The organism is Azorhizobium sp. AG788, from assembly GCF_004364705.1.
In the GTDB taxonomy this organism is placed as follows: domain Bacteria; phylum Pseudomonadota; class Alphaproteobacteria; order Rhizobiales; family Xanthobacteraceae; genus Azorhizobium; species Azorhizobium caulinodans.
In genome coordinates this window covers 1-23,652 of record NZ_SOBM01000002.1, presented here as the reverse complement: position 1 = coordinate 23,652, position 23,652 = coordinate 1, and the positions used below count along the sequence as shown (strand labels likewise).

Here is a 23,652-nt window from a genome sequence, read left to right as displayed (position 1 = left end):
GATTGACCTGCCCGCGAGGGGCGAGAGAGGGGGAGTAAAAGACGTGTGGCCGGCAACCCAAGGAAGGCCGGCTACGTTCATATAGAGGTCTAAGGGTGCGCGGCAGCGAGCTGGACGGGATGCGCCACATCATCTGTACTGACGGGAAATGTGGCAGACGAAGTGGAGGAAGGCGAGAAGGCAGCCATAGCCTCGATCAGGCGCGCGCTCTGGGTATCCGACGCTAACGGTTGCGGCGGCACGGAAGCGATAGGTTGCATAGCTGACGCATCGGCCTCCGACCTTTGACCATTGCCCAGCGCGAGCTTCTCAAGCCTATCTTCTCCAGATGCCAATCCGGCAAGATTTTCCCGCTCCACGGCGTCTAGCGTAAAAGTACCATCACCTTCACCGTCCTCCCAGGGCTCATCAGCATATTGAGCCCACTCAAACAGCTGCGAGGGGTCATCCCCGTCGTCATAATTATCAACCCTGTTTCCATATAGCGTTCCGTTATAATAATTATATCCACCGTCATTTCCAAACTGCACGGTAGATCCGGTAAAATTGTTATAAGAACCATCGTAGATATTCTCAATACTGCTACTCAGACTAGATGTGTTATAATTTCCATAAACCGAAAGGGCGTTTGCAATACCACCAACCACGTTGTTGCCACTGCCAAAAATTGCAAGGTAATCATTATTACTCAGCCTGAGCCCATTCGAGTTCCCGTTGAGGACCGCATAAGTTGCTCCATCCAGATAGATTCCAGATGGAAGCCCATCACCAGTTGAAGATTGGAAGTTGGCTGAATTGGAGAATACCGCATCGGCGTTGCTACCGGTTTGGCTCAGCCAAATGCGATCTCCAGCGGTTGCGTTGATCCTGTTGGCAGCGCCGAAGACATTCGCCGAATCCGAACCGTTTGCCCAAACCTGATTATGCTCGCCATTGATATTTGCCTGCGCGCTTGGAGCCAGCCAGATCCCTGCGGGATTGCCCATAGAGGTCATCCCGCCGACCGTGTCCCAGTTGGCCTGGACAGTGTCATAGCCGCCCGCGGTGCCGCTCAGACCGAGCAGAGCATTATTCCCCATTGAGATCACATTATTAGCGCCAGCGGCATTTAGGTTGGCGAAGCTGTTCTGCCATAGTTGATCATTGCTACCGTTGAGATTCACCTGGGCGCCGGATCCGACCCAGACGCCAGCAGACTGCCCGAGAGCCGTGAAACCGCCGGACGTATCCCAATTGGCATAAACGGTGTCATATCCACCATTGGTACCGTTGGCGCCAAATAGATCATTCATCCCCATGGAGACGATATTGCTGGGTCCGTTGGCGTTAAGAGTGGCGTAATTGCCCGCCCAGAGTTGATTATTGCCGCCCTCCAGATTGGCCTGGGCGCCATCCCCGACCCAGATGCCCGCAGCCTGATTGAGAGCAGTGAAGCCACCCGTCGTATTCCAGTTCGACGTGACAGTGTCCGCGAACCCCTGGGTGCCACTGATACCAACCAATGCATTGGTTCCCATGACGATGGCGTTGTTCGCCCCATCGGCATTCAGGGTGGCGTAATTGTTCACCCAGACCCGGTTGTCGCCCCCGGACAGGTTGGCCTGGGCTCCGTCCGATAGCCAAAGGCCGGCGGCATTGCCCATGGCGGTCAAGCCGCCGGCACCGTTTCCATTGGAGTAGATGCTATCCGGGCTGCCAGCCGTGCCGCTGATGCCAGCGAGGGCATTGGAACCAATCGACATGCTGTTATCGCCGCCGATGAGGTTCACGTTGACGGCATTGCCCGCGACAACGAAATCGTTCCAGCCCGTAATATTAGCCTGCGTGCCGTCCGAGATGTAGATGCCGGCCTGCTGGCCGTCCGCAGCCCAGCTTCCGGAGGTGTCGCCGGATGCGTTGATCGTGTCCATGTTACCAAAGGTGTTGCCGACCGCGATCTTGTCGCCAGCCCCGTTGGCATTGATCGTATTGCCGCCGCCGCTCACGTAGACGTCGTCGCCGCCGGAGGTATAAATGGTGTTACCGGAGCCGAGAACGGTGACGGCAGATCCGTTTGCGATATATATAACAGCATTATTGGCGCTAACGGTGGCACCAGTAAACGCAGTGACCGATGAGAGAGAGCCTGTACCGTCCGGGCCTGTCCAATTATTTATCTGATTCAAGCCCGAGGCGGAGTCCTCAGTTGCAGAAGTTCCATCGATTTGTTCAAGTCTTCCGATAGTAACTCGACCTTGTCCATCAATGGTTGTCGATATATTATTGAATTTTCCGGAATTAACTCCATCTATATTTATACTCTCGGTTCCGTCCGAATTTTGAGTTGTGTAAATGCCAGATAATGTTGATCCAATTGAAATCATGTAATTGTATAGACTTTCTCCCACATTGTTCAATGCCGAGCCAGCCGAAGAAGTCAACGCATTGGTTTGCTGTAGCTGAATTTGCGCGCTTTCCAGTTCGGAATCGCCGTATGCCGAGAAATAACCTGAGATATCCGTGGTACCAAGTATGTCTTCGATAAGAGTAAGTGCGTTCTTTGTAATTGAAGATATTCCATTCTGTATATAGTAATCAAATGACATTGACGCGCCAAACTCGAATGCAGCTAATTCCGCACCAGATAAACTGAAGTAAGCTGTCGCGGCAGCGATCGTACTTGTAGTAAGCGGAAGCGCAGCCATTGCTACCCCGATACCTACAACGACTCCTGCCACGGCATATTCGGGATGATCTTGTGCAGCTTTTGACATGCCGTCGGCAGCCCATCCGATGCTTTGCAACATATTCGCCACTGACGTTTGGCCGTTGGTCTCCGCAAATTTTGTCGCAGAACTGATGGCGACACTTGAAAGATTAATGAGGGCATCGGCTCCGGACATTTTATATACTCCACTGTATTTATTTCGCTATAGGTGTGTATATTTTTACATTCTTCTGTTGCTGTATATCACGGCTGGAATTATGACAATAATAATTAATCCAAGTCCAACTATGGAATTCAGATGTTGGCGCGCCGCATCTGACATTGTAAGTGTTGTAATTATCGCAATTACCGTGGCTGTGACCGACCCCACAATCATGTATTTGCTTCTGTATTCTTCTTTCATCTCTCCCCTCCGAAGTCATGCCTGTAGCGCAAGAGCGGCGAGAGCAGGAACTCGATCACCCGTCGCTGACCGGTCTTGATCTCTGCCGTCACCGCCATGCCCGGCTCAAGCTGGGCGAAGCCCTCTTCCGTGTCGAGACCGGTTTCCCTGATCGCGATATGCGCCACGTAAGCCGGCTGCTGCGCCTGGCGAGCGGTCTCGTCGGCGGGGGCGTCCGCCTCCCGCTGCCGGGCATTGGGCGCCGGGTTGTCGGGCGCCACCGCGTCACGGCTCACGCTCTCCACCGTGCCGTGGAGCAGGCCATAGCGGGTGAAGGTGAAGGTCTCCACCTTGATCTCCACATCCTGCCCCGCATGCACGAAGCCCACGTCCCGGTTGGCGAGGTTCGCCTCGATCTCCAGCCGGCTGTCCTTGGGCACCAGCATCATCAGCGTCTGCGCCGGCGTCACCACCCCGCCGACGGTGTGGATGGAGAGCTGCTGCACCGTACCGTCCACCGGTGCCGTGAGGGTCTGCAAGGTGCGCCGCTGGGCCGCCTTGACCGCATCCTGCTCGTGCTCGCTCGCCTGGGTCTGCGCCTTGGCCAAGTCAGACAGGAGGCCCTTGCGGTATTCCGCTTCGGTCTCGGCGCGCTGGTGCTTGAGCGCGGCGAGTGCGTGCTCGGCCTCGTCGCGGCGATGGGTGTCCACCAGGATCTGGTGCTCCTGCTCCACCATCTGCTGCTGCGCCTGGAAATATTGTAGCTTGGTGCCGAAGCCCTTCTGCACCAGTTCATCGCGGATTTCGAACTGCCCCTTGAGCATGGGCAATGCCGCCTCGCCCTTCTCGATGGTGGCCTTGGCCTCCTCGGCCTCGGCCTCCTTCTGGGCGATCTGCCGGTCGAGCGCGGTGAGCTTGGCCGCGTGCTCTGTCGACTGCTCCTCCATCTCGCGCCGCTCCAGCGCCACGAGGCTCACCTCCACGCCCGCAGGCGGCACGAAGGCGGCGGTGTCGCCGGAGAGCAAGGCCGTGAGGCGCGCGATGTCGAGCTTGTCCTGGGCGAGGTCGCGTATCAGGCGGCGCTCATCGGCGGCGTTCGCCGTGGGGTCGATCTCCACCAGGACGTCGCCAGCCTTCACGACCGATCCGTCCGCAACCTTGATCTCCCGCACCACGCCGGTCTCGAACGGCTGGATGCTCTTGGTCCGCCCCGTGGGCACGATGCGGCCTGGCGCCGTGGCGATGATGTCGATCTTGCCGAAGGTACTCCAGGCGATAGCGACGACGAAGAAGGCGATGATGGTCGCCCCGATGGCGCGCCCGACGGGGGAGGCCGGCGTCTCGATGATCTCCAACGCCGCCGGCAGGAATTCCCGCTCGGTCGGGCCCGGCCGGTCCACGCGCCGCGGCAGCGGGAGGAGGGTGCCGGATGCCGCATCAGCCGACTTCATGGAGCCCTGCCTGCAAGCGGTGGAGGCTGGCATAGCGCCCGCCAGTGTTGATCAGTTCGTCGTGGCTGCCGTCTTCCACCAAGCGGCCGCGCTCCAGCGTGAGCAGCCGGTCCGCGTGGCGCACGGTAGAGAGACGGTGGGCGATCACGATCACCGTTCGTCCTTCCGCGATCCGGCGCATGTTCTGCTGGATCGCCCGCTCGCTCTCATAGTCGAGCGCGCTCGTCGCCTCATCCAGGATCAGGACGCGGGGGTCGCCGATCAGCGCCCGGGCGATGGCGATGCGCTGACGTTGTCCACCGGAGAGGCTGCTGCCGCGTTCTCCCACCATGGTATCGTAGCCGTGGGGCAGCTCCAGGATGAAATCGTGGGCGCCCGCCAGTTGCGCCGCCGCGATGACCTTGTCCATGGGCAGGCCGGGATCGGCCAGCGCAATGTTCTCGCGCACGGTGCGGTTGAAGAGGACATTCTCCTGGAGCACCACGCCCACCTGCCGGCGCAGCCAGGCCACATCGACCATTGCGAGGTCGACGCCGTCCACCAACACCCGGCCGCTCTCCGGCACATAGAGCCTCTGGACCAGCTTGGTCAGCGTGGATTTGCCCGAACCTGACGGCCCCACAATGCCCACCATCTGGCCGGCCGGGATTTCCAGGCTGACGTCGTTCAGGACGGTGGCGCCGTCCAGGCGGTAGCGGAACGTTACATGCTCGAAGGTGACCGCGCCGCGGATTGGCGGCAACGCGGCGCGGCCAGGCACATAGGCCGGCTCCGGCGTCGTGTTGAGGATGTCGCCGAGGCGGTCGATGGAGATCCGCGCCTGGTGGAAATCCTGCCAGACCTGGGCGAGACGGAGCACCGGCTGGGCAACCCGCCCCGCCAGCATGTTGAAGGCCACAAGCTCGCCCACGGTGAGGCTGCCGTCGATCACCATGCGGGCACCGAAATAGAGCGTCGCGGCCGTCACCACCTTGCTGATGAGCTGGACACTCTGGCTCGCCCAATTGCCGAGGCTCGTCACCGAGAAACTGGCCCGCACATAGCCAGCCAGCTGATCTTCCCACCGACGCTGCATCTGCGGCTCCACCGCCATGGCTTTCAGCGTCTCGACTCCGGTGACGCTCTCCACCAGGAAAGCCTGGTTCTCAGCTCCACGGTTGAACTTTTCATCCAGGCGGCGGCGGAACAGCGGCGTCACGCTGATGGACAGTCCGATATAGAATGGGAAGGAGCCGATCACGATCCAAGTCAGAAGTGGGGCATAGGCGAACATCACCGCCAGGAAAACCGCGGTGAATACGAGGTCGACTACCAGAGTGAGCGAGGAACTTGTCAGGAAATTGCGGATATTCTCGAGTTCGCGCACCCGCGCGACGCTATCCCCAGCGCGGCGCGCCTCGAAATACGCGACCGGCAGGCAGAGGAGGTGGCGATAGAGCCGTGCGCCCAGCTCTACGTCGATACGGTTGGTGGTGTGCGCGAACACATGAGTTCTGAGCGAGGAGAGTACGCTTTCGAAAAGCGAGACGGTGACGAGACCAATTACCAGCACATCGAGCGTGGTGAGGCCGCGATGCACTAGCACCTTGTCCACCACGACCTGGAAGAACAGAGGCGTAATTAGAGCGAACACCTGAAGGAAGAACGATGCGACCAGCACCTCGGTGAGGACGCCGCGATACTTCGCCATGGCCTGGAGAAACCAGCCAATATCGAAGCGGCGGGTAAGATCTGTGAGAGCTGCGCGGCGGACCATCAGGACCAACCGGCCGGTCCAGTCGGCCTCGAATTCGGCGCGAACTACCTCGGAGGGCCTGCCAGATACGGGATCGTGAACGAGTACCGTTTCATCCGCCACCTTAGCGAGGATAACGAAGGACCCGTCCTGCCGCTCGACGATGCCAGGAAGCGGCGTGCGCGCCAGATGGCGCCAGGAAGACTCAATTGAGCGGGCCTTCAGGCCGAAGGACTTCGCCGCACGAAGGATCTGGGTGATGCCGACCTTGGTACCGCCCATTTGGTGGCGCACCTGATCAAGCTCAACTGCGATCCCCTGAAGCCGCAGCATAAGAACGAGGCAGGCCAGCCCCGACGTATCCCCTACATCAGACTCAGCGTCCATTCCCATTCCCCCACCCCGAGTCAGGTTATGCAGGCGCAAGGAAGGAGGGGGAAGTTCCACGAACTACACATTATCGTGTAAATAACTGCCGCGGCACCAAATAAATGCATTAACAGCGTGCCATGCAACTCAGATTTAATGTCGCTCCAGATGTGCGGCGGCATTAGTTTGCAACTCTCGTTGGGTAACATTACCTATAGTTAGGCGACAACTTGGCGCACTCATATGAGCGCTCTCCAATTTTAATCCCCTACGTCAAGCTAATTTGATTATCCTAGGTGCCGGCTCGATAAATGCGGACCACTGTGCAGCGCGTCCACGACCGTCGGCGCCCCTTTCGTTACGGTTATCGCGACGCCCGCGCTTATGAAGATCGGACGCGGGTCCACCAAAGCCAAAGACTTGCGTATTCCCAGCGTCGTTCTTTATGACATCTCGCATGTGAGCTGCACAAGGATGTGGCCATAAGTGCTAAATCTAGGACGCATTACACTGTGGCGATGCGCTCCCTTTGAGGCCGGAAAGTAGCCCATTGCAAGCTCGCTCTGGCGTATGATCAGCCTAGGATGGCGTAAGGATCGTAAACTTGGCCTGCTGCCGGTTTCGTGGACACCGAGATAAGGTGTTCAACGGGACTGGAGGGCGGGAATGCAACGACGGAGGTTTAGCCGCGAGTTCAAGCTTGAGGCTGTGAGGTTGGTGAGGGATCGGGGCGTTGCCGTTGCGCAGGCTGCCCGCGACCTTGATGTCCACGAGAACGTGCTGCGTAAATGGGTCCGGGAGGCAAAGGCGGATCCTCAGCATGCTTTTCCCGGGCAGGGTCAGATGAAGCCCGAGCAGCTCGAGATTGACCGGCTGCGCAGGGAAGTGGCCAAGCTGAAGGCGGAGCGCGATATCCTAAAAAAGGCCGCAGCCTTCTTCGCGAGGGAAGCGACATGAGGTTCGCCTTCATCGCGAAGCACCGGAGCATCTGGCCGGTGGCATGGCTATGCGACGCTCTGGATGTCTCACGGTCGGGCTTTTATGCCTGGCTCAACCGCAGCCCCAGTGAGCATGCCCGGCAGGATGACGTGCTCGCGACGGCGATCGACAGGAGCTTCAAGAGCAGCGATCGAACCTACGGCGCACGACGCGTCTGGCACGATGTGCTGGCGGAAGGGCTCTCCTGCGGGCTGCATCGGGTCGAACGGATAATGCGGGAGCATGGATTGCGAGCCCGGCCGCGCCGTCGTGGGTTGCCGAAGGATGTCGGCGTGCGGGCCGCCGCGTCGGACAATCTGCTGGATCGCGTCTTCGAGGCCTCGGCCCCAAATCAGAAATGGGTGGCGGACTTCACCTACATTTGGACCGCGGAGGGCTGGCTCTACGTTGCGGCCGTCGTCGACCTTTTCTCACGACGCGTCGTCGGCTGGGCAATGAAGGCGGAGATGACGGCACAACTCGTTACCGACGCTCTCATCATGGCGATCTGGCGCCGCGGCAAGGCGGACAGCCTGCTGCATCACAGCGACCAGGGCAGTCAATATACCAGCGAGCAGTTCCAGCGACTGATGGCCGACCATGGCATCACCTGTTCGATGAGCCGGTCGGGCAACGTCTGGGACAATGCCGCGATGGAGAGCTTCTTCTCGTCGCTCAAAACCGAGCGGACAGCCCGCAAGGTCTACAGGACGAGGGATGACGCGAGAGCGGACGTGTTCGACTACATCGAACGCTTCTATAATCGCCGACGCAGGCACTCGACACTGGGCTATCTCAGCCCCGTCGAGTTCGAGGAGCGAGCTAAATTAGCTTAACCTCGTGTCCACAGAACCGGCAGCAGGCCAACTTGCCCTAACTTACTTTGCCGCTTGAGCGACCGAGATCCCGGAGAATGCCTCGATGGTCAGCGTCACAGTCATACGCACTGATGATGCGGTCATTACCGTGCCCTGGACTGCAGGTATCGGCTTGCTCATCACCTGCGCTTCACCGAGGTCGAACCTGACGGCCTGAACGTAAGGCACATCGAGTGCTTCCCGAAGGCGCACGGCGAGTTCGGTGGAGATCGTCGCTATTTTGATTCCGTCGATCTGCAGTGCGGGCATGTCTATCCTCATGAGCGCTTGAGTTTCTGATCGATGGTTGGCGGCCGCTCACGTTGACCGCTTGACGGCATCGATCCGTTCCGACGGTCCTTCAGCCAGCGCCAGTACATCGTCGGCAAAGCGCAGCACGAAGGCCTGGACCTCGTCGGATATCGTGCCGTTGCCCGTGAGCACGAGCGGCACGAGGCGCGCCTTGGCAGCCAGTTCGATGGCCTGCGTCGCGGGCCGCACGGTCAGGCGCGCCAGTAGCTCTTTCGCCTGCACCTGAAACGGTGCGCCGAGGGCGAAGGCGTATGCGCTGTCATCGTCGGGATCAGCATCAAAGCCGCCCTTGAAGGCCGCAAGCGCCTGCGCCAGGGCCACGCAGGCCTCGACGAGGTCACTGTCTGTGCGTTCGGCGACTGCCTGTCTATTCTCTTCCGATGGTTGCCGATCCACCTGCCCCGTCATCGCCTCGCCTCTGGCCGTGAACTTCGTCATGTGAACATATCAAATATGATGTCTATTGCCAGTGGGTTTATGGACGCCATAATGCTCCCCTATGCCCATGAACGCCCGTGAACGCCTCGCCTGGAACCTCAGAGCCCTCCGGGTGGCCCAAGGCCTCTCCCAGGAGCGGCTGGCCGCCGATGCCGGGATTGACCGCGCCTATGTGGGCGGCATCGAGCGCCAGACGGAGAACCCGACCATCGACCTGCTCGATCGGCTGGCAACGACGCTGCACGTCGATCTGGCGGCCTTGCTGGCGTTGCCGGCCGAAGGCGAAACGCCTCCGGCTCCCTTGCGTGGGGGACGGCCGCGCCGGGTGAGTTGAGGCCGGCCCGGCCGCGTCATCAGCCTCGGAACTGCTGGCTGACGGCCGAGCGAATCTCGCGCTCGATCTCCCCTTCCTGCGTCAGGGCGATATCGGCGATGCGCCATCTGTGCCGGGCAACGGTGGCCTCGGGCGAGGCAGGGTGCGCAAACACCCATCCCCGCTCCAGGAGCCCCTTCGCGGTCAGTTCATTGCCCCGCACCGCCATGACCCCATTGAGGATGGCCAGCGACACCTGAATGGACATGAGCGCATAGGCCTGCGTGTTGGAAGGCGCACGGCCGCCCTGGCTGAGGATGAACCAGTTCATCAGCAGCATGCCACAGGTCAGCCCTGCCCACGGGGTGAGGCGCCGCAGCCACAACGGAATGCCGAGGCAGCTTGCAAAGAGCAGCAGGCTCCAGCTGAAGCCGACCTTGATATCCATGAAAGCGCCAGTGCGGGGATCGATCAGCCGAACGGTCATTTCGCCCTCCGCGGCTGGGCCGCGAGCCAATGGCTTTCGCTGGCCGTGACCGTCTGGTCGAGCGCCCCGAAGGTCTTCGCATCTTGAAGGGCGAGCAGGCCCTGCCGCACCTGCCCCTCCAGCAGCCAGGCCGGCAGATCGGCCGGCACCGCGCCGCCGACCCGCCGTAGCAGGCTCACCCGCCGGAACAGGGCCACATAGCGCTGGGCCGCCTCGGCGAGGCCGGGCTGCCGCAACAGATCGAGCGACAGCCAATCGGCCGCAAACCGGCGCTGGATCTCGCGTGCGAGATCGGCCAGTTGCGCGTCCGAGACCCTGGCGTCGATCTGTGCCAGCTGGAACAGCATCGACTGTGCCGCACAGGCAAAGGCGACGCTGTCCGCCGGTGTCGGCGGCGAAGCCGGCATTGCCGCCGCTTTCTCGGCAATGGCGAACTGCGCTGGCGTTGCCGGCACATAACGCCCGGTGCGCCCCGCAAAGACGGCGGCGCACTGGCCTCCCATCGCCTGTGTCAGTTCGGCATTGAAAGGCTGGAGACCCGGCGCCTGGGCCGAGAGCGTCAGGCCCAAGGTCATCTGAAGGCCAGACAGGTCGTCGGCCTTGAGGCCCTCCGGCAGCACATAGGTCTGCCGGAAGATCCGGTCCGGATAGTTCCGCTCTGCGGCATCGACGCCCGATGCCGGTCCATAAGCCATGACGGCCAAGAAAAAGACGCAGGCCATCCTTCTGCGCGCACGCTGCACGCAGCCCTTGAAACGATGATCTTGCATGATGAGCCCTAAGAGGCTGGGGCAGGCCGGCGACACGCCAAGGCGCCCTGTCTGCCCGATGGAAACGAGGAGGGCAGCCAAGGCCGCCCTCCAACACTCAGTTCCTGTTTTGTTCTCTCATTGCTGCACGCCACACCCCGGATGCATCAATCCAAGCGCGCTCACATGGCGCTCGAAAGAGGGCTGATCGGCATACTCGCCCGTCCATTCCAGGGTGAGCATGTCTCCTCGCATCGCCCTGACCTGTGCCAGCCAGAAGCCGCAGAAGGCGCCATCGTCATAATCCGGGGCCAGCACCACATGGCCGACCGCGATGCGGGCCCATAAGTCCCCCGCCGCCGCATCAGACAATATGGCCGTGCCATCAGCCTCAAGCGCGGCAGATGCCGTTTCCTTGGCTTCACGAGTCGCCCCAGCGGCGTTCTCGCTTTCGGCCAGATCAGATGCCGCGACGGCCTGATCGCCGCCCACGGCCGTCTCCGGCGGCCGCTTGATATGGCCCTGTTCGACGGCCAGCTCTGTCAGCGCCTCGATCACGTCGACCTCGATCTCTGGCAGGGACAAGGCCTCGGCATCCGGCGAAAGGGCCACGCTCTTGAGGCGCCCGAGCATGCCCTCGGGCAGACGGTCGTCGAGGGCGACGGCGACGCAGGCGAAGGAGTGCGCCAGAGCGTACGCCGTCTCGGCATCGACGCCCGTGGCGATGGCAGCGCCGAAGGGCTCCGTGGTGGTGAAGAGGGCGACGTGCGTCGTCGTCGCCAGCTTTGCAGGCTTGCGGCTCATGATGATCTCGCTGTGTGTGAAGAGGCGCCTAGCGCCGCCGTAGCAATATCATAATACCACACACTTGTCAACAAGCCACTGAAACTCCACGTCTTTTGAAACGCGGCCGCGCTCCGAAAACGGGTGTTCGGCAAAATGCGAGCGCGTCCGACACGACGGCCCCACTGGGAATCGGTCGCAGCGAACTCCGCCAGTAAGATAAGCGGCTTATGCAAATGTTCTGGGGGTGCTCGCCTTTACCGAAGGGCGTCTCCCTGCCCGACGGCTGCCCTTAAGCCATCAAGGTCAACTCTTGCTGAACCCGCCTGCGCGCATAATCGCTGAACACGCTGACCAACCGGCTGCGGGCGACATAGGGCGGGTAGATGAGCGCGACGGTGGTCGCGATCGCCGGCTGGAAGGGACGGATCAGCAAGCCCGCGTTTTCCCGCTCCTCATGCGCGGCGAGCGGATTGATGACACTGACCCCGAGGCCCGCGCCCACCAACGTGCAGACGGAGGCGCCGAGATCCGTCTCCGCGACGATGCGGCGGCGCGCGTTGGCCGCATTGAAGACCTGATCGATCCGCTCCGCCAATTGCCCGCCGCTGGGCGAGGCGATGAAGGGCTGTTCGGCCAGATCCGTCGGCGTCAGGACATCACGCGCGGCAAGCGGGTGGCCCGTCGGCAGGACGGCGACGCACTGGCCGGTGAAGAGCGGCTCCACTTCGACACCCGATGTCTCCTGATAGAGCATCGCCAGCCCGACGTCGCACAATCCTGACGAAACCCATTCATGGACGGTGGTCGCGGTTCCCGAGCGGATGGAAACCATAGCTTCGGGATAGTCCATCATGAAGTTGGCGGCGATGCGGGTGAGAAGCCCGCTGGCAAGCCGCGGCATCGCCGTGACCCGCAGGCGATCGGCCCGGAACGAACGGATGCCTTGCGCGGCCGCCTCCAAGGTGGTCAGGCCCGTGAAGGCCTTCTCCACCTCCTGAAAGAAGCGCGTGCCCTCGGCGGTTGGAAAGACGCGGCTCCCGCTCCGGTCGAACAGCGCAAACTGGGCGATCTGCTCCAGTTGAGCCACCAGGCGACTGATCTGCGGTTGGGAGGTGTGCATCCGGCGCGCCGCCTCGGTCATGGATCCGGTCTGGATCACCGCGCGAAACGCCTCGATATGCTGCAGCCCCATGCGCCGTCGTGCCATATCAGATCCGTATGGAATGCCTATCAATTAGAATTATGCCTCATGATGGAGGCTTGTCATATTCCTTGCCATGAAGAACGAGCGGTAACACCGCCATGCCAGTGGGGACACTTATGAAAGCGCTTGCCGGTATCGCCGTCGCCGTGTCGTGGGTCGCACTTGCGGGACCTGTTCTTGCCGATAGCCGGGTCGACGCGATCCGCCAGACGGGCACCATCACGCTCGGCCATCCCGAGACGTCGGTGCCGTTCGCTTATCTCGACGGCAACCAGAAGCCCGTCGGCTACACGGTGGAGATCTGCGAGAAGATCGCCGGCGAGATCAAATCCGCGCTCAATCTCCCCAAGCTCGACATCCGCTACAACCCGACCACCTCCGCCACGCGCATTCCGCTGCTGGCCAACGGCACGATCGATCTGGAATGCGGCAACACCACCAATAATGTGGAGCGGCACAAGCTGGTCGCCTTCGCGCCCACGACCTTCGTGGCGCAGGTGGTTCTGATGGCGCGCAAGGACGGTGGCGTCGACGTGAATAACCCGGCGTCCTTCCGGGGCAAAACCATTGCCGCGCAGGCCGGCGGACAGACCTTCAAGGTCATTTCCCAGATCAATGCGAAGGGCAATTACGGCATCACCGTCGCTGGCGCCAAGGACACGGGCGAGGCCTTCCTGATGGTGGAGACCGGCCGCGCCGCCGGCACCGCCAATGACGACGGGCTGGCTTATGGCCAGGTCGCCTCTTCCAAGACACCCGACGCCTTCATCATCGGCACGAAGAGCCTTGAGATCGCGCCTTACGGCATCATGGAGCCGAAGGATGATCCGGAGTTCAAGAAGCTGGTGGACGATGCGGTCCTGAAGCTGATCAAGGACGGAACGGTCGCCGCGCTTTATGACAAGTACTTCAACGCGCCCATCCCGCCGCGCGGCATCAACCTGAAGTATCCCATGAGCGATGCCCTGAAGCGGGCCCTTGCCAAGCCGACGGATTCCGGAGATCCGGCCGACTATCAGTGAGCGCGGTCCGCGCTCCACACCCCGAGCGGCATCTGGCGGATCCGGGCGATGAAGTATGACTGGAGCTGGAGCGTCTTTCTCGACCTCTCGTCGGATGGCGTTCACAGCTATCTCTATAACCTCGGCCTTGGTGTGTTGTGGACACTGGGCCTCACCGGCGCGACGGCGGCGGGGGCCCTTGTGTTCGGCTCCATTCTGGGCGTCTTCCGCACCACCCGGGCGCCGGTGCTGAATGCCATCGGCGCCACCTATGTGGAGATCTTCCGCAACATCCCGCTGCTGGTGCAGATGTTCCTTTGGTACTTCGTGCTGCCCGAGGTGCTGCCCAAGGCGATCGGTCAGGCCATCAAAGGGATGCCGGCTCCCTGGAACGCCTTCGTCCCCGCCTTGCTGTGCCTCACCTTCTACGGGTCGGCCCGGATCGGGGAACAAATGCGCTCAGGGATCCAGTCGTTGCCGCGCGGCCAGCTTCAGGCGGCGCTGGCGCTGGGGCTGACGCCGGTAAAGGCCTATCGGCATGTGGTCCTGCCCGAAGCCTTCCGCCTCATGATCCCGCCGCTCACCTCCGAGTTCATGGCGATCGTGAAATATTCCTCCGTCGCCATGACCATCGGCCTGCTGGAGCTGACCGGCCAGGCGCGCGCGATGCAGGAAGCGAGCTTCCATATCTTCGAGGCCTTCAGCGCCGCGACCGTGGGTTATCTGGTGATCAACGGCTGCATCGTGCTGGCCATGCGCTGGCTCGAACGCCGCCTCGCCGTGCCCGGCCTCATCGGTGCTGCGGCCAGCAGTCCGGCGCGGGTGGCGCAGTCATGAACGGGTACTTCGACTTCGGCGCCATCGCGGCCGCCCTGCCCTACCTGCTCGGCGACGGGCTCGGTCTCACCTTCGGCCTCACGGTGCTTGCGGGCGCCATGGGATTCGGTCTCGGCATCCTGCTCGCCGTTCTGCGCCTCTCGCCGCTCAGGCTGCTGTCCGTACCGGCGACGCTGTATGTCAATCTCGTGCGGTCGGTGCCGCTGGTGCTGATCATCTTCTGGTTCTACTTCCTCGTGCCTTACATCGGCGCATGGCTCGTGGGGTCGAGCCGGCCCATCCAGGTGGGTGCCTTCCGCTCCGCCTTGGTCAGCTTCACTTTGTTCGAGGCGGCCTATTTCTGCGAGATCATACGTGGCGGCATCCAGTCCATCCGGCGCGGCCAGATCTCCGCCGGCTTGGCGCTTGGGCTGACCCGCCGGCAGACCTTCCTCAAGGTCGTCCTGCCGCAGGCCATCCGCAACATGACGCCGTCGCTCCTGACGCGGCTCATCGTGCTCTTCCAGGACACATCCCTCGTTTACGTCGTCGGTCTCACCGACTTTCTCGGCGCGGCGTCGAAAGTTGGCGCGCGGGACGGCCGCCTGACAGAGTTCTACGTCTTCGTGGCCGTCGTCTATCTCGTCATCTGTTTCGCCGCCTCTCGACTGGTGAAGCGCCTGGAACTGCGCTGGAAGGTGGCTCGATGATCTCCGCTCCTGAAAGCAGCCCGATGATCGAAATCAGGAATGTCAGCAAGTGGTACGGCCCGCATCAGGTGCTGAACGCGTGCTCCACGCAGGTCGCCAAGGGCGAAGTTGTGGTGGTGTGCGGCCCGTCGGGATCGGGGAAATCGACCCTCATTAAGACGGTCAACGCGCTGGAGGATTTCCAGCAGGGCGAGATCATCGTCAACGGGATATCGGTGGGCGACCGTCGCACGAACCTGCCGCGCCTGCGGGCCACCACCGGCATGGTGTTTCAGCACTTCGAACTCTTTCCGCACCTCAGCGTCATCGACAATCTCTGTCTCGGCCAGATGCAGGTGCTCAAGCGCAGCCGGACGGATGCGCGGGCGCGTGGCCTTGCGCTGCTCGAACGGGTCGGCCTCGTCGCCCACGCGAGCGCGTTTCCCGGCACGCTCTCGGGCGGACAGCAGCAGCGCGTGGCGATCGCCCGCGCCCTGTCGATGGATCCGCTCGCCATGCTGTTCGATGAGCCCACCTCGGCGCTCGATCCGGAAATGGTGACGGAAGTGCTCGAGGTCATGACCGACCTCGCCCGCGAGGGCATGACCATGATGGTGGTGACGCACGAGATGGGCTTTGCCCGGCACGTCGCCGACCGTGTCATCTTCATGGATGCCGGCCGGATCATTGAGGACTGCCCCAAGAGCGAATTCTTCGACCATGTCGAGGCGCGGCACGAGCGGACCCGACTGTTCCTTTCCAAGATTCTCAAGCAGTAGGGTGCCACGATGTCGGTCCAAGAGAATGTCGCGGGAACGCTGGCGCGGCCGTCCGCAGATCAGGCGCCCGTGGATCTGCGCAGCGACACCGTGACCCGTCCCACCGCCGCCATGTATGAGCGGATGATGGCTGCCGAAGTGGGTGATGATGGCCTCGACGGCGACCCCACGGCCCGCGAGCTGGAGGCCTATACGGCCCAGACCTTGGGCAAGGAGGCGGGCCTGTTCGTGCCGAGCTGCACCATGGCCAATCTCCTTGCAATTCTCGCGCAGGCGGAGCGTGGCGAGCAGGTGGTGCTGGAAAGCTCCGCCCACATCTACACCTCTGAACGGGGATCGGGCACCTTGACCGGGCTGTTCTATCTCCCGGTTCCCGGCACGGCCGGCGCGATGGATGTCAACGCGCTTGAAGACGCGCTCACCGCCACCGGCCATCGCCTGCGCACCGCGCTTGTGGGCATGGAAACCTCCCACAACAATGCCGGCGGCGCCGTGCTCCCGCTCGCGCACATGCGCACCGTCCACGACCTCGCCCATGCCCGTGGCGCGCGCGTGCACCTCGACGGCGCGCGTCTGTTCAACGCCGCCGTGGCGCTGGATGTGCGCCCGGCGGAGATCGCGCAGTTCGCCGACACCGTGTCGCTGTGCCTGTCCAAGGGCCTGTCTGCACCGGTGGGGGCCGTCCTCGCCGGCCCGAAGGACACCATCGCGAAGTGCCGGCCCCTGCGGCGGATGCTCGGCGGCGCACAGCGGCAGATTGGCATCATGGCCGCGGCCGGGCTTGAAGCCGTGCGCACCATGGGACCGCGCCTCGCCGAGGACCATCGCCGGGCCCGGCGCCTCAGCGAGGGCGTCAATGCGCTGGCCGGCGCGATTTCGGCGAGCAACCCACAGACGAACATCATCCAGATCGACGTGTCGCGATCCGGCCGCGACAGCGGGGCGTGGGTCCAGCGTCTGGAAGGCATCGGCCTCCTCACCCGGCCGTGGGGAAAACAAAAATTACGTTGCGTCACGCATCGCGAGATCGACGATGCCGCCATTGAACGCGCCATCGCCGCCTTCGCAAAAGCTCTCGTCTAGGAGACAACGCGACCCTTCAAACGCTGAGGGCTGCCCCCTACACCGCAAGAGGCAATGCTCGTTCCAGAGCAAACACCAAATCAGAGTATGTGAAGCGAAGAGCGTCGCGTACGTGATGTGTTGGCGTTGGCACGCCAAACTGCTACATTCATGCTACGTTGCAGCTTGCTATAAGCCAATCATATCAGAGACTTGGCCGTCCGGCCGCCGTTTCCCCTAGGGCGCGCCACTGCACTTCCTTTTTCATCGTCTGGCCGGGTATGGGATCGCGTTGGGCAACGGCGAGCGATGGGATGCACGCGTTTCTCCTGCGACGGCCCGCAGGCATGCTACCAGTCTTGCGCTGACTAGCGAATGATATGGATGAAGCGGCCGGATGCTGCTGGGAAGCCATCCGGAACCAATCAGCGCTTATGGGACGATCGTCCGCCAGTTCACATCACCTCTCGGCAGGTGAACCGGCCGATCTCAGCCGCCAGCACCTCGCCAGCCCTCAATAGCTCACATACACCCGCGCCTGGAGGGTGAAGTCGCCGGCCTTGGTGTAGGTGGCGTCCGTGAGGGCGACCCCGCCGACGAGCGTTGCGGTGAGGTTGCGGTTGAGGGTGTAGTCGAGGCCGAGGCCGAGGCCGGCCAGCGACGTGTCGTTGTGCGGCACCGCCCCCAGCACGCCCTGATAGCCATAGGCCCGGCCCCAGGCGAGGTCGAGGAAGGCGTAGGGAGACACCTGATCGGTCACACCCGCAACTCCGAGGCTCGAGAGCAGCGCGAAGGTGGGCGTGCGCAGTTCGTTGCGCCACACGAGGCCCGTGTCCACCGTGCCGTCGTCCAGCGTGTAGCCGCGCGTGGCGTAAAGACCGCCGAGGCTCAGTTGTTCGGTGTCCGGCAGGGGCTGGCCCGCCGCCGTGCCCGACAGGTCGCTGACCCAGTTGAAGCCCGCGGGCAGGCGCGTCACCCGGTTGAGATCGCCGGTGCCATAGACATAGGTCACGTCCGTGACCCGCCCGCCGCTGTAGCGGCTCCACTGCGCGGCGCTGTTGCCGCCGATCACCCCGCCCGGATTGCCGATGAGCTTGAGATCCAGGCTCGTGGTGCCGAAGGGATCCGAGCGCGAGACCGACCAGCCGGCGATCAGTTCGAACAGGTCCGCATTCGCCCCGCCGATGTCCGACCCGCTGAAATAACTCGTGCGCGAGACCGTCTTGCCCGTGGCGCCGAGGATGAGGTCGCCCGCATAGAGGCCCGGCACCAGATTGGAGAGCGCCGTGCGGTAGTACACTGGGATTTCCAGCGTCTGGTTGTCATAGGCGAAGGTGGCGCCCTGCGCATTCTGGCGGGTCGCCACATAGTTCGGCACGAATTCGAGGCTCTGGCGGGCGCCGGTGGAGATCACGAGGCGCCCGGCCTGGCTGTAATAGCTCGGCTGGTCCGGTCCGGTGCCGACCGCAGCCGGATCGCTCCAGAAATTCGGGCTGCCGGTGATCTGATAGGAGAGATAGCTCTCCGGCAGACCGGGCAGCGCGGCGCCGAAGCCCGCGAAGTAGCGGTCGAAGCCCGTGGAGTGGGTGCCGGTGTTGGACCAGCCGCCAAACACCTGCCAGGGCTTCTGTGGCGTCACTTCCAGGGTGAGAGTGCTCAGCCCCAGTTCATCCCCCGGCGCGAAAACGCCGTTGATCGTGTGATAGGGCGAGCGGTTGAGCCAGGCCAGATCCTCCTCCAGCGCGTCGGAGGCGATGCGCTGGCCGGGCACGGCGCGCACGCGGCCGGAGAGCGCAGCCTCGGTGCCGGGTTCCGCGCCCGAGATCTTCACCGATCCGGTGCGGAACTCGACCACGCGCAAGGTGAGGACGCCGCCGGTGACTTCCTGCGGCGGCAAGGTGACGGAGACGAACGGATAGCCGGCGGAGCGATAGACCTTGGCGATGGCCGCCTGGATGTCGGCGATGCGCTTGCGCGAGAGCGGCTGTCCGAGGAAGGGCGTCAGCGCCTGCGTGAGGGCCGCGCGGTCGATCTCGCCCACGGCGCCGATGCGGATGCCCCGCCCTGCCCGTTTCGCCACGCTCTCCTTCGGCCCGATGAGGCTGATGCCGGACAGGGCCACGCCGAGCGGCGTGTCGTCCGGGCTGCCGGCCAGATCCTGCGGCCCGATGATGAGCCGCCCCTGCCCCGAGATCACCGGCGGCAGGTTGCGTTCCACCGGCGCGATCACCTGCGCCAAGGCGGTCGTGGCGGGAAGAAGGACAACGCCCAGCGCCAGCGCGCCGGTACGCATGATCGGGGAACGGGGAGCGCTCATCCCTCACTGACCCCGGAAGCTGAGAAAGGAGGCGGAGGGTCGATTCTCCGGCACCGGGAACAGGCTGCAGGGGCCGCCGGCCCCGCCGTCGCACGAGACGACAGTGGGTGGAGGCACGATCTGGGGCGTCTGGTCCACGGCTGTCACAAGCCCTTCCGTTGCCTCTGTCACGACCACCTCGTCCGAGGCCCGCGTCTCGACGAAGGCGGGAGTCTGCGTCGATCCCACCACGGTTAGCGTCCCCGGACTGTAGGTCAAGGCATAGTTCGCGCCGGCGGACAGGCTGCCCTGGGTGATCGGGTAACTGCCCACCATCGACAGAGGGCCAGCGGAGGTTGCGAGCGTCCCGGAGAGCATGTCCCCGTTCACCAGCCCACGCCCCCCGACCCGGTAGGTGAGAGCGGGATTGGGCGTGCCCGTCGCGCGCGTCTGGTCATCGGCCGTTATGGTAAGGGGCCGTGGAATGACCAACAGGGCGCCGCCCACATAAGTGAGCGCATAATTGGGAGACGCCGAGAGCGTTCCCCGCCCGATGGCATAGGTGCCCACGATGGAAGACGACGTGGCGGAGGTGGCGAGCCCCCCGGAGAGCGTGTCGCCATTCACGAGGCCTGCGCCGCCGATCGCATAGGTGAGGAGCGGCAGGCCATCGCCATAGGTCATGGACGTCGCGTCGGCCGTAACCGTGAGCGGGCGCGGCGTCACCGAAAGGCCGGCCCCGGAATAGGTGACCGCGTAATTGGACGAGGCCGCCAGGGTGCCTTGCGTGATGGCGTAGGTGCCGACGCCGGACGTGGACGTGGCCGAAGTGGCCTGCACGCCGGTGAGCGTATCGCCATTCACCAGCCCTGCCCCGCCGAGCGTATAGGTGAGCGTCGGGGCGCCATCGCCATAGACCATGGACTGGGCGGCGGCGGTCAGGGTGAGCGTGCGCGGCGTGACGGCCAGATTGGCGCCCATATAGGTCACGGCATAGTTGGACGAAGCGGCCAAGGTGCCCTGCGTGATGGCATAGGTGCCGACGCCGGTCATGGACGAAGCGGACGTGGCCTGCGCACCCGAGAGCGTGTCGCCATTCACCAGACCTGCTCCGCCGAGCGTATAGGTCAGGACCGGCACGCTGTCGCCGTAGATCATGGACTGGGCGTCAGCCGCGATGGTGAGCGCGCGCTGCGTGACGGCCAGATTGGCGCCCGTATAGGTCACGGCATAGTTGGACGAAGCGGCCAGGGTGCCTTGCGTGATGGCATAGGTGCCGACGCCGGTCATGGACGACGCGGACGTGGCCTGCACGCCGGTGAGCGTGTCGCCATTCACCAGACCTGCTCCACCCAGCGTATAGGTCAGGACCGGCACGCTGTCGCCATAGATCATGGACTGGGCGTCGGCGGCAATCGTGAGCACCCGCGGGGTGATGGAGAGATTGGCGCCCGCATAGGTGACGGCATAATTGGACGACGCGGCCAGGGTGCCTTGCGTGACGGCGTAGGTGCCCACGTTGGCCGAGGACGAAGCGGATGTGGCGAGGGCTCCGCTCAGAGTGTCACCGTTCACGAGACCTGCCCCGCCGATCCCATAAGTGAGCCCCGGCAGGCTGTCGCCATAGGTCATGGACTTGGGGTCCGCCGTGATGGTGAGCGGCCGGGGGGTGACGGAGAGGTTCGCCCCCACATAACTGAGGGCATAGTTGGACGAAGCGGCCAAGGTGCCTTGCGTGATGGCATAGGAGCCGACGCCAGAGGCGGAAGAGGCACCCGTCGCCGCCGCTCCGCTGAGGGTGTCGCCATTCACAAGGCCGGCGCCTCCCAGCGCATAGGTGAGCCCAGGTATGGCATCGCCATAGACCATCGACTGCGCGTCGGCGGTAATGGTGAGAGGCCGGGCGGTGACGGAGACGTTGGCGCCCGTATAGGCCACTGAATAATTGGATGACGCGGCCAGCGTGCCCTGCGTGATGGCGTAGCTGCCCACGCTGGCCGTCGACGAAGCGGATGTAACGAGCGCGCCGGTGAGCGTATCGCCATTCACCAGACCTGCCCCGCCCAACGCATAGGTCAGGCCGGGCACGCTGTCGCCATAGATCATGGACTGGGCATTCGCGGTGACGGTGAGGGCGCGAGGCGTGACGGAGACGCTGCCGTCCACATAGCTCAGCGTGTAATTGCCCGATGCGGCGCCCGACAGCGCGCCGCCGCTGGCACTGCTGGTGTAGGAAGTGCCCACATTGGACGTAGACGTGGCGTTGGTCGTTACCGAGACGCCAGACAGCAGGCTGTCGCCCTGCCCGTTCTTCCAGCCGGAGGCCGTGTAGCCGAGCGCAGGCGCAGCGTCGCCATAGACCATGCTGCCGCCATCCGCCGTCACCGTCAGCGTGGCGGGTGTGACGGTCACGGATCCCGAACTGACGAAGCGGGTCGAGCGTCCTCCCCACGACGTGCCGCTGCCGCCGGACAGTGCAACGGCATAGGTCCCTACATCGCTGGCAGAGGTCACGCCGCCAGCATAGACGGGATTGCTCGTGACCGCATTGCCGTAGCCGCTGCCGGTGCCATAATAAGCGTAGGTCAAGGTCGGGCTGGAATCGCCATAGACCATGGTCCCCGTGGCATTGGCCCCGACAACGGCGGAGACTGCATAGAGTTCGGCGTAGTGAAGCTGTCCATCGCTCGACTGGTTGGTCACGGCGTTGGGACGCGCCCAGACCGTCGTGAAATCCCAGCCGGCGGCGCTGGCGAGGGCGTAGAAGCCGCCGGATGCCGTTGAGCCGTCACGCATCTGTGCCGTGGTCAAGCCGGTCACGCCACTGGCGGAACCATTGCCGACGCCATTGGCCCGCCCCGTCGTCTGCGTGTTGTAGAACGATGCGGTGACAGAATCGGCATATTGGTTGTCGCCGATCAGCCCGCCGACGCTGGTGCTTGTGCTGGCGGTGACGGAACCGGTGGCATAGACCCTGATGAGAACGCCCTGGTTGCTGCCCACGAGCCCCCCCACATAGGCGCTGCCGCTGACGGCGCCTGTGGCGTAGGCATCCGAGATCGTCCAGTTGCCGGCTCCGTGTGCATTCATGCCGACCAGCCCGCCGACATTGGTATCGCCGCTGACTGCACCGGTGGCGTAGGCACCGGTGATCGTGGCGGTATTGGCGCCAATAAGCCCACCGACCTGATCGCTGCCACTCACCGTGGTGGACGCATAAACATTCGTCAGGGTGCCGTGATTGACCCCGGCAAGGCTACCCACAGCGATATTGCCAGTCACGCTGCCGCCGACCAGGCCCAGATTAAAGACTTTTGCGCCGGGACCGAGGTCACTGAACAAGCCGACGCCAATCTGGCCGCCGCGATTGATGAACAGTCCGGAAATGATGTGGTTCTGTCCGTCGAGGGTCCCGTAGAAATAGCTGGAGGTGCTCCCGATCGGCGCAAAGCCCGCGCCGCCGTTCCAACCCGTGGTAGCGCTGGCGTCAATGTCCCGGCCCAGCGCGTAGATGCCGTTGAGGTTGGTGTTCATGTCCTGGAGATCCTGGACCGTGTTCACCAGCATGTAGGCGGTGAGCGTTCCCGAGGCGACGCGGGCGGAATAGTCGGTCGGTGCCGCAAAGCTGCTCGGATTATAGAAAATCGAGACGCCGCCTCCCGCGCTCAGCGTCGCGCCGGTCCCGAACGTCACGGTACCGGTTCCGGTGCCGGTGTTGTCCGCGCGCAGCAGGATGGACGAGCCCGTGCCGCCGGTGATGCTCGCATTCACAGCAATGGAGCCATAGGCCGAGAGCGTCAGGGCTGATCCGCTGCTCCAGTTGATGGGCGTCGCTACTGTGATGTTACCGGCCTGCGCCCCGGCGGAACCCGTCGTCACGGTCACGTTCGCTGTGGCGAGGGCATTGGTCAGGGTCGTGACGTTCAGCACGCTGTCACTGGCATTCGCATTGAAGCCGGACATGCCGCTGCCGGACGCCGCCGAAATCGTCAGGTTGTAAGGGTCCAGCAGCAGCGTGCCGAAAGCTCCGCTCTCGCTCCTGAGGTCCGCCGTACCGTCAAAGGCGAGCCGCACCTTGCCCGAGACTTCCGCATCGCCACCCGAAGCGTACCCCGCGCCCGTGGCGCTGATGGCGCCTGCAAAACTGGTCGTCCCGTCCGACCAGACCACGGCACGTCCGCCTGCACCCGCCGTACCGTCCACCCGGATGCTCGCGCCGGTGTCCACCGTTGTGGTGATGG

Annotated in this window: 17 protein-coding genes and 1 pseudogene; 7 read left to right on the top strand and 11 right to left on the bottom strand. The window is 63.3% G+C overall.

Going from position 1 to position 23,652, the window contains the following annotated elements:
* Window positions 1-89 precede the first annotated feature (89 nt).
* The 3 genes from DFO45_RS04100 to DFO45_RS04090 all read right to left on the bottom strand — a co-directional run bounded on the left by DFO45_RS04100 (window position 90) and on the right by DFO45_RS04090 (window position 6,662).
* Complete coding sequence (locus DFO45_RS04100) at window positions 90-2,882, bottom strand: hypothetical protein (protein WP_133863885.1); 2,793 nt, start codon at window positions 2,880-2,882, stop codon at window positions 90-92.
* A gap of 224 nt (window positions 2,883-3,106) precedes the next feature.
* Window positions 3,107-4,540 carry an HlyD family type I secretion periplasmic adaptor subunit gene (locus tag DFO45_RS04095; RefSeq protein WP_166657044.1) on the bottom strand — a complete coding sequence of 478 codons (1,434 nt, stop codon included), beginning with the start codon at window positions 4,538-4,540 and terminating at the stop codon, window positions 3,107-3,109.
* On the bottom strand, window positions 4,527-6,662 hold the full coding sequence (locus DFO45_RS04090; RefSeq protein WP_166657043.1) for a type I secretion system permease/ATPase: 2,136 nt from the start codon (window positions 6,660-6,662) through the stop codon (window positions 4,527-4,529). Before DFO45_RS04090 ends, DFO45_RS04095 begins: the two co-directional genes overlap by 14 nt.
* A 648-nt stretch (window positions 6,663-7,310) precedes the next feature.
* Here DFO45_RS04090 and DFO45_RS04085 point away from each other — a divergent pair.
* Window positions 7,311-8,458 (top strand): IS3 family transposase gene (locus DFO45_RS04085; protein ID WP_133863882.1). Its coding sequence is split into 2 segments (ribosomal slippage): window positions 7,311-7,560 and window positions 7,560-8,458, totalling 1,149 coding nucleotides; the frame shifts between segments, so codons are not numbered across the junction.
* Between the two features lie 42 nt (window positions 8,459-8,500).
* Here DFO45_RS04085 and DFO45_RS04080 read toward each other — a convergent pair.
* Window positions 8,501-8,749: a hypothetical protein gene (locus DFO45_RS04080; RefSeq protein WP_133863881.1), complete on the bottom strand. Its 249-nt coding sequence runs from the start codon at window positions 8,747-8,749 to the stop codon at window positions 8,501-8,503.
* Window positions 8,750-8,797: 48 nt separating this feature from the next.
* Window positions 8,798-9,229, bottom strand: coding sequence for a hypothetical protein (locus tag DFO45_RS04075; protein ID WP_133863880.1), 432 nt, complete (start codon window positions 9,227-9,229; stop codon window positions 8,798-8,800).
* Window positions 9,230-9,296: 67 nt separating this feature from the next.
* Between DFO45_RS04075 and DFO45_RS04070 the strand changes: the two are divergent.
* A pseudogene (locus DFO45_RS04070) lies at window positions 9,297-9,554 on the top strand (helix-turn-helix transcriptional regulator); the annotation flags it as partial.
* 28 nt (window positions 9,555-9,582) lie between these two features.
* Here DFO45_RS04070 and DFO45_RS04065 read toward each other — a convergent pair.
* The 4 genes from DFO45_RS04065 to DFO45_RS04050 form a co-directional block, all read right to left on the bottom strand.
* Window positions 9,583-10,029: a hypothetical protein gene (locus DFO45_RS04065; RefSeq protein WP_133863878.1), complete on the bottom strand. Its 447-nt coding sequence runs from the start codon at window positions 10,027-10,029 to the stop codon at window positions 9,583-9,585.
* On the bottom strand, window positions 10,026-10,724 hold the full coding sequence (locus tag DFO45_RS04060) for a hypothetical protein (protein WP_133863877.1): 699 nt from the start codon (window positions 10,722-10,724) through the stop codon (window positions 10,026-10,028). The genes DFO45_RS04065 and DFO45_RS04060 overlap by 4 nt, the downstream gene beginning before the upstream one ends.
* Window positions 10,725-10,916: 192 nt before the next feature.
* The gene (locus DFO45_RS04055; RefSeq protein WP_133863876.1) at window positions 10,917-11,582 is read right to left on the bottom strand and encodes a hypothetical protein; all 666 of its coding nucleotides are present in this window, start codon (window positions 11,580-11,582) and stop codon (window positions 10,917-10,919) included.
* Window positions 11,583-11,853: 271 nt separating this feature from the next.
* Window positions 11,854-12,756 carry a LysR substrate-binding domain-containing protein gene (locus DFO45_RS04050; protein WP_133863875.1) on the bottom strand — a complete coding sequence of 301 codons (903 nt, stop codon included), beginning with the start codon at window positions 12,754-12,756 and terminating at the stop codon, window positions 11,854-11,856.
* Window positions 12,757-12,884: 128 nt separating this feature from the next.
* Here DFO45_RS04050 and DFO45_RS04045 point away from each other — a divergent pair, with 128 nt between their 5' ends.
* The 5 genes from DFO45_RS04045 to DFO45_RS04025 are packed head-to-tail and all read left to right on the top strand — an operon-like array spanning window position 12,885 to window position 17,136.
* Window positions 12,885-13,790, top strand: a complete 906-nt coding sequence (locus DFO45_RS04045; protein ID WP_043879171.1) for an amino acid ABC transporter substrate-binding protein — start codon at window positions 12,885-12,887, stop codon at window positions 13,788-13,790.
* A 48-nt stretch (window positions 13,791-13,838) separates the two neighbouring features.
* Entirely contained in the window at window positions 13,839-14,606 is a 768-nt protein-coding gene (locus DFO45_RS04040) for an amino acid ABC transporter permease (RefSeq protein ID WP_133863874.1), read from the top strand.
* Entirely contained in the window at window positions 14,603-15,295 is a 693-nt protein-coding gene (locus DFO45_RS04035; protein ID WP_133863873.1) for an amino acid ABC transporter permease, read from the top strand. The genes DFO45_RS04040 and DFO45_RS04035 overlap by 4 nt, the downstream gene beginning before the upstream one ends.
* Window positions 15,296-15,318: 23 nt before the next feature.
* Entirely contained in the window at window positions 15,319-16,053 is a 735-nt protein-coding gene (locus DFO45_RS04030) for an amino acid ABC transporter ATP-binding protein (RefSeq protein ID WP_043879170.1), read from the top strand.
* A 9-nt stretch (window positions 16,054-16,062) separates the two neighbouring features.
* Complete coding sequence (locus DFO45_RS04025) at window positions 16,063-17,136, top strand: GntG family PLP-dependent aldolase (RefSeq protein ID WP_133863872.1); 1,074 nt, start codon at window positions 16,063-16,065, stop codon at window positions 17,134-17,136.
* A gap of 493 nt (window positions 17,137-17,629) precedes the next feature.
* Here the strand turns inward: DFO45_RS04025 and DFO45_RS04020 are convergent, their stop codons facing one another.
* Both DFO45_RS04020 and DFO45_RS24885 read right to left on the bottom strand, forming a co-directional pair.
* Window positions 17,630-19,432, bottom strand: coding sequence for a ShlB/FhaC/HecB family hemolysin secretion/activation protein (locus DFO45_RS04020; RefSeq protein WP_133863871.1), 1,803 nt, complete (start codon window positions 19,430-19,432; stop codon window positions 17,630-17,632).
* Window positions 19,433-19,435: 3 nt separating this feature from the next.
* The coding region (locus DFO45_RS24885) for an MBG domain-containing protein (RefSeq protein WP_280960275.1) at window positions 19,436-23,652 on the bottom strand (4,217 nt) is incomplete at its 5' end.

Bases quoted from the DNA above. Each gene is read 5' to 3' on its own strand.
- DFO45_RS04050 (WP_133863875.1), bottom strand. From the start codon at position 12,756: ATGGGGCTGCAGCATATCGAGGCGTTTCGCGCGGTGATCCAGACCGGA.
- DFO45_RS04045 (WP_043879171.1), top strand. From the start codon at position 12,885: ATGAAAGCGCTTGCCGGTATCGCCGTCGCCGTGTCGTGGGTCGCACTT.
- DFO45_RS04030 (WP_043879170.1), top strand. From the start codon at position 15,319: ATGATCGAAATCAGGAATGTCAGCAAGTGGTACGGCCCGCATCAGGTG.
- DFO45_RS04035 (WP_133863873.1), top strand. From the start codon at position 14,603: ATGAACGGGTACTTCGACTTCGGCGCCATCGCGGCCGCCCTGCCCTAC.
- DFO45_RS04055 (WP_133863876.1), bottom strand. From the start codon at position 11,582: ATGAGCCGCAAGCCTGCAAAGCTGGCGACGACGACGCACGTCGCCCTC.
- DFO45_RS04080 (WP_133863881.1), bottom strand. From the start codon at position 8,749: ATGCCCGCACTGCAGATCGACGGAATCAAAATAGCGACGATCTCCACC.
- DFO45_RS04025 (WP_133863872.1), top strand. From the start codon at position 16,063: ATGTCGGTCCAAGAGAATGTCGCGGGAACGCTGGCGCGGCCGTCCGCA.
- DFO45_RS04020 (WP_133863871.1), bottom strand. From the start codon at position 19,432: ATGAGCGCTCCCCGTTCCCCGATCATGCGTACCGGCGCGCTGGCGCTG.
- DFO45_RS04075 (WP_133863880.1), bottom strand. From the start codon at position 9,229: ATGACGAAGTTCACGGCCAGAGGCGAGGCGATGACGGGGCAGGTGGAT.
- DFO45_RS04090 (WP_166657043.1), bottom strand. From the start codon at position 6,662: ATGGACGCTGAGTCTGATGTAGGGGATACGTCGGGGCTGGCCTGCCTC.
- DFO45_RS04040 (WP_133863874.1), top strand. From the start codon at position 13,839: ATGAAGTATGACTGGAGCTGGAGCGTCTTTCTCGACCTCTCGTCGGAT.
- DFO45_RS04095 (WP_166657044.1), bottom strand. From the start codon at position 4,540: ATGAAGTCGGCTGATGCGGCATCCGGCACCCTCCTCCCGCTGCCGCGG.
- DFO45_RS04100 (WP_133863885.1), bottom strand. From the start codon at position 2,882: ATGTCCGGAGCCGATGCCCTCATTAATCTTTCAAGTGTCGCCATCAGT.
- DFO45_RS04065 (WP_133863878.1), bottom strand. From the start codon at position 10,029: ATGACCGTTCGGCTGATCGATCCCCGCACTGGCGCTTTCATGGATATC.
- DFO45_RS04060 (WP_133863877.1), bottom strand. From the start codon at position 10,724: ATGGCTTATGGACCGGCATCGGGCGTCGATGCCGCAGAGCGGAACTAT.